General features: G+C 51.0%; 6 protein-coding genes. 1 reads left to right on the top strand and 5 read right to left on the bottom strand.

The annotated features are described in order from the left end of the window. Nucleotides 1-487 (bottom strand): class I tRNA ligase family protein (locus AC1HCM_RS02155; protein WP_479460133.1); only part of this gene is annotated, 487 nt, incomplete at its 3' end. 145 nt (nt 488-632) lie between these two features. Beyond that, nucleotides 633-941 (bottom strand): hypothetical protein, encoded by a 309-nt coding sequence (locus AC1HCM_RS02150; protein ID WP_479460132.1) that lies wholly within the window; start codon nt 939-941, stop codon nt 633-635. Nucleotides 942-999: 58 nt separating this feature from the next. Between AC1HCM_RS02150 and kdsB the strand changes: the two genes are divergently transcribed. Then, a complete protein-coding gene (gene kdsB / locus AC1HCM_RS02145) occupies nt 1,000-1,716 on the top strand; it encodes a 3-deoxy-manno-octulosonate cytidylyltransferase (protein ID WP_479460131.1) in 717 nt (238 codons plus the stop codon). Here kdsB and AC1HCM_RS02140 read toward each other — a convergent pair. The 3 genes from AC1HCM_RS02140 to hpf all read right to left on the bottom strand — a co-directional run. Then, nucleotides 1,697-2,452, bottom strand: a complete 756-nt coding sequence (locus AC1HCM_RS02140; RefSeq protein ID WP_479460130.1) for a prepilin peptidase — start codon at nt 2,450-2,452, stop codon at nt 1,697-1,699. The genes kdsB and AC1HCM_RS02140 overlap by 20 nt on opposite strands. Continuing rightward, entirely contained in the window at nt 2,452-3,330 is an 879-nt protein-coding gene (gene secF / locus AC1HCM_RS02135) for a protein translocase subunit SecF (protein WP_479460129.1), read from the bottom strand. The genes AC1HCM_RS02140 and secF overlap by 1 nt, the downstream gene beginning before the upstream one ends. Nucleotides 3,331-3,333: 3 nt before the next feature. Beyond that, on the bottom strand, nt 3,334-3,873 hold a 540-nt coding region (gene hpf / locus AC1HCM_RS02130; protein ID WP_479460128.1), incomplete at its 5' end, for a ribosome hibernation-promoting factor, HPF/YfiA family.

The following is a 3,873-nucleotide window of genomic DNA, read 5'->3' as shown; positions in this document are numbered from 1 at the left end:
TCAGTAGCTTCATCACCTTAGCTATAGCTGTGTTGAGCTGGTATCTCTTCTCCATGTCGGTGAGGTAGCCCTCAAGGGTCTCATGGATGATCCTCCTGAGCTCCTTCGCTTTCCCACTGACCTTTCTGAGCTCCTCTGCTGTATAGTCTATATCCCTGAGCCAATCTTCCCTCTCTGTTATGAAGTTCCAGAGCCTCCTGAGAAAGCGGTAAGCTCCCTGAATGCCCTCATCGGTCCACTCAAAGTCCTGCTCGGGCGGGGCTGCGAAGAGTATGTAAAGCCTTATGGTGTCAGCACCGTATCTCTCAACCGCCTCCTCGGGGTCAACCACGTTTGCCTTTGACTTGGACATCTTGGCGCTCTCGCCTATCTCCGACTCAAGCCTTTTAAGAAGCTCCTCATCTTTGATACCCAGCTTTTCCAGGAGGAAAAGAGCGTTGTCACCCACCGAAAGCTGGTTTTCTCTGAGGAACTCTCCTATCTTCATGTTTAACAATTTTACATAAGACCGTGCTCTTTCAGTATCTGAGCGAGCTCTCTGTCCTTCTTAGCTCTTTCACGGAGAACCTCTATAACCTTCCTGAGTTTTCCTTCCCTCTCAAGGTAGTCAACCGTCTCCTCCCTTGACTTCCTTATGATCGTCTTTCTATCCCACCAGGCAAACCTATAACCGCTATTACTAAGGCTATCTGCCCTCCGAATATACCTACCATTATGCTCACAAGTCTGCTGAGCTCGTTGTTTACCTGTTCAAAGCGCTTGTCCACCTGTTCAAACCTTTTGTTCATATCTTCTCTTAGCTCCTCAAACCTCTTGTTTATATCTCCGAACCTTCTGTCCGTTTGTTCCATAAAGACCTTCAGGGTAGTCTCTATCTTTATGAGCCTTTCCCTGTCTTCTTGGGAAAAACCAACTTCTTTGGAGAGAACTGCGGAGGTCAAAAGGAGCAGTGAAAGGAGTATGCTTATCAGCCTTATGATGTTTAAATTATATTTCCCTATGGAGAGGCTGATAGTTGTGCCGGCGAGGATAGGCTCAAGTAGGCTTCCCCAGAAGCCCCTCAGAAGTATCGCCGGAAAGCCCCTGATAAGATGGGTTCTTGAGGGTTGTCTGAAGACGGGCGAGAGGGTTGTCCTCGCCACCGATAGCGAACTTGTCGCAGAGGCAGTTTCAGACCTGCCCGTTGATGTCTTCATGACTCCCTCGGAGCTTCCTTCAGGTTCCGATAGGGTGGCCTATGTCCTTGGGAGGATGGATGCCCGGCTCGTTATAAACTATCAGGGGGATGAACCCTTCGTCTATCCCGAGGACATAGAGAGGCTCTTCTTGGAGCTTGAGAGGGGGGAGGAGGTCGTGACCCTCGCAATCAGGGATGAGGATTGCTACGAAAGGGAGTCCGATGTCAAGGTGGTCCTTGACAGAGAGGGCTACGCCCTTTACTTCTCCCGCTCCCCTATACCTTTCTTCAGAAACCACGCCGAAGGCGTCTATCCACTCAAACATATAGGTATATACGGCTTCAGGAAGTCTGCTCTCCTTGAGTTCGTAGGGATGGAAAGGGGTACCTTGGAAAGGAGCGAGTCTCTTGAACAGCTGAGGCTACTGGAAAACGGCAGGAGGATAAAGGTTCTCCTGACTGAGAACTACTACCACGGTGTGGATACGGAGGAGGACGTGTCAGTGGTTGAGGAAAGGCTCAGAAGGGTGGAAGGATAAAGCTGAGAAACCTCTCCTTAAAGATTATGCCTACAAAACAGCCGAGGGAGAGGAAGGGACCGAAGGGTATGACGAACTGAATGTTCCTGTTTTTCAGAATTGATGGGATGGCGAAGATGAGACCAAAGAGGCTTCCGAGAAAGAGGGCAGAAAGGACTCCGAATATGCCAGCGACCGAGCCAACCATAGTAAGGAGCTTCACATCCCCAAGACCCAAGCCCTCCATCTTCCTGAACTTAACGTAGTAAAGGTATATGAGAAGGGGGAGGAGAAATCCAAAGGCAGCGCCGATGAGGCTCTGAAGGGGCGTTATCTCAGCCCTGAAGAAGGAAGAGAGGAGCCCGAGGGCTGTCCCGGGAATGGTTATAAGGTCTGGGATTATGAAGAACTTCAGGTCTATGAGTGAGGCTACCAAGAGGGCTGAAAAGAAGAGGTAGTAAACGAGGGCATCTGGGGAAAGACCCCACCTTTGGTAAGAGAGAAGAGCTAAGAGACCGGAGGAGAGCTCAACGAGGGGGTACTGGATTGATATCCTTTCTCCACAGTCCCTGCACCTGCCCCTCAGGATGAAGAAGGAGAGGAGGGGTATGTTGTCGTACCACCTTATCCTTGCACCGCAGTGGGGACAGTGAGAGGAGGGGAAGACAACTGAGACGTTCCTTGGAAGCCTGTATATGAGCACGTTGTAAAAGCTCCCGAGAACGAGACCTACCAGGAAAACTATAAGGTAGTCCATCAGGCCGTCTCTTCCTGAGCCTCTCCCCTTATACCAAGGAGCCTGCCCATGTCAAGGACAAAGGCGCTTGCCACGAAGACCGATGAGAAGGTCCCCACAACCACGCCGACGACGAAGGCAAACATTATGTTTGATAGAGCGTATCCACCGAGCACAAAGAGAGTGAAGGCTGTAGCAAAGGTGGTCAGGGAGGTCATTATGGTTCTGGAGAGGGTCTGGTTTATGGAAAGGTCCATGACCTCCTCAAGGGGAAGCGTCTTCCTGACCTTCAGGTTCTCCCTTATCCTGTCAAATATGACAACGGTGTCAGCCACCGAGTAGCCAGCCACTATGAGGAGAGCGGAGACAACCTCAAGGTTCACCTCCCTGTAAGTTAGGGAGTATGCTCCCACAACTATGAGGACGTCGTGAACGAGGGCTAAGAGGGCTCCCACACCCCAGAGGGGCTTGAACCTGAAGGCGAGGTAGAGAAGGATTCCTCCCAAAGCTGTGAGTATAGCTAAGATAGCCTTCTCTCTAAGCTCCTCACTTATAACACCCCCTATCCTCTCCTGTCTTATCAGCTCATACTTGCCGAGCTTCGCTACCGCCTTCTTTACCGCTTCGTAGTTCTCACCCTCCCTAACCTTTATTATGTAAGTCCCTTCCTTTGTCTCCTGAACGAGAAAAGACTCAAGCCCAGCCTCCTTGAGGCTCTTTCTCAGCTCGCCTATGTCCGGATTCTTCTCAAACCTCACCTCAACGACCCTACCGCCGGTAAAGTCAAGACCGAGGTTAAGCCCCTTGAAGGCTAAGAGGAAGATGCTCCCACCCACGAGGAGGAGAGATAGCAGGTAGGCTAAGAAGCGGTATCTCAGGAACCTGAATCTGTATTCCATAGCTTACAGAAGCTTACACTTCGTGTTGATTATCCCGAAGTTCCCACCCTTCTTCCTGTAGATTATCCTAAGATTTCCACTCTCAATATCTACAAAGGGAAGGAAGAAGGCGTGGTTTTGCTCCAGCTCAAACATGGCGTCCTCAACGCTCATAGGCTTCTCCACAGCCAGCTCTTCCTCAACTATCAGGGGTCTCTCCCTCTCCTCCGGGGCAAGGGGCTCCGGCGTGTGCATCTGCTCCTTTACTCTGGCGGACTCCCTTCTGAGCTCAAGCCTGCGCTGCTTGAGCTTTATGAGCTGTCTCTCTATCTCATCAAGGACCTGGTCAAGGGCTGTGAATACGTCCGTATCCTCCTCCCAGGCGTGGATTGAGCCGTGGGGAAGGGTCTTTAGGTACATGTGCATATCAACCCTATAGATTATCGGCTTACTGTCGCCGGCGTAATCCTTGTGCCTTGAGCGTACGGCGGATATGGAGACTATCACCTCAACCTGGTCCTCTCCAGCCTCCTTGAGGTACCTGTTGAACCTACGGAGCTTAGT

The organism is Hydrogenivirga sp. (assembly GCF_056450045.1).
Note: the sequence above shows the minus strand (reverse complement) of the source record. Positions and strands in the feature narration are given on the sequence as shown.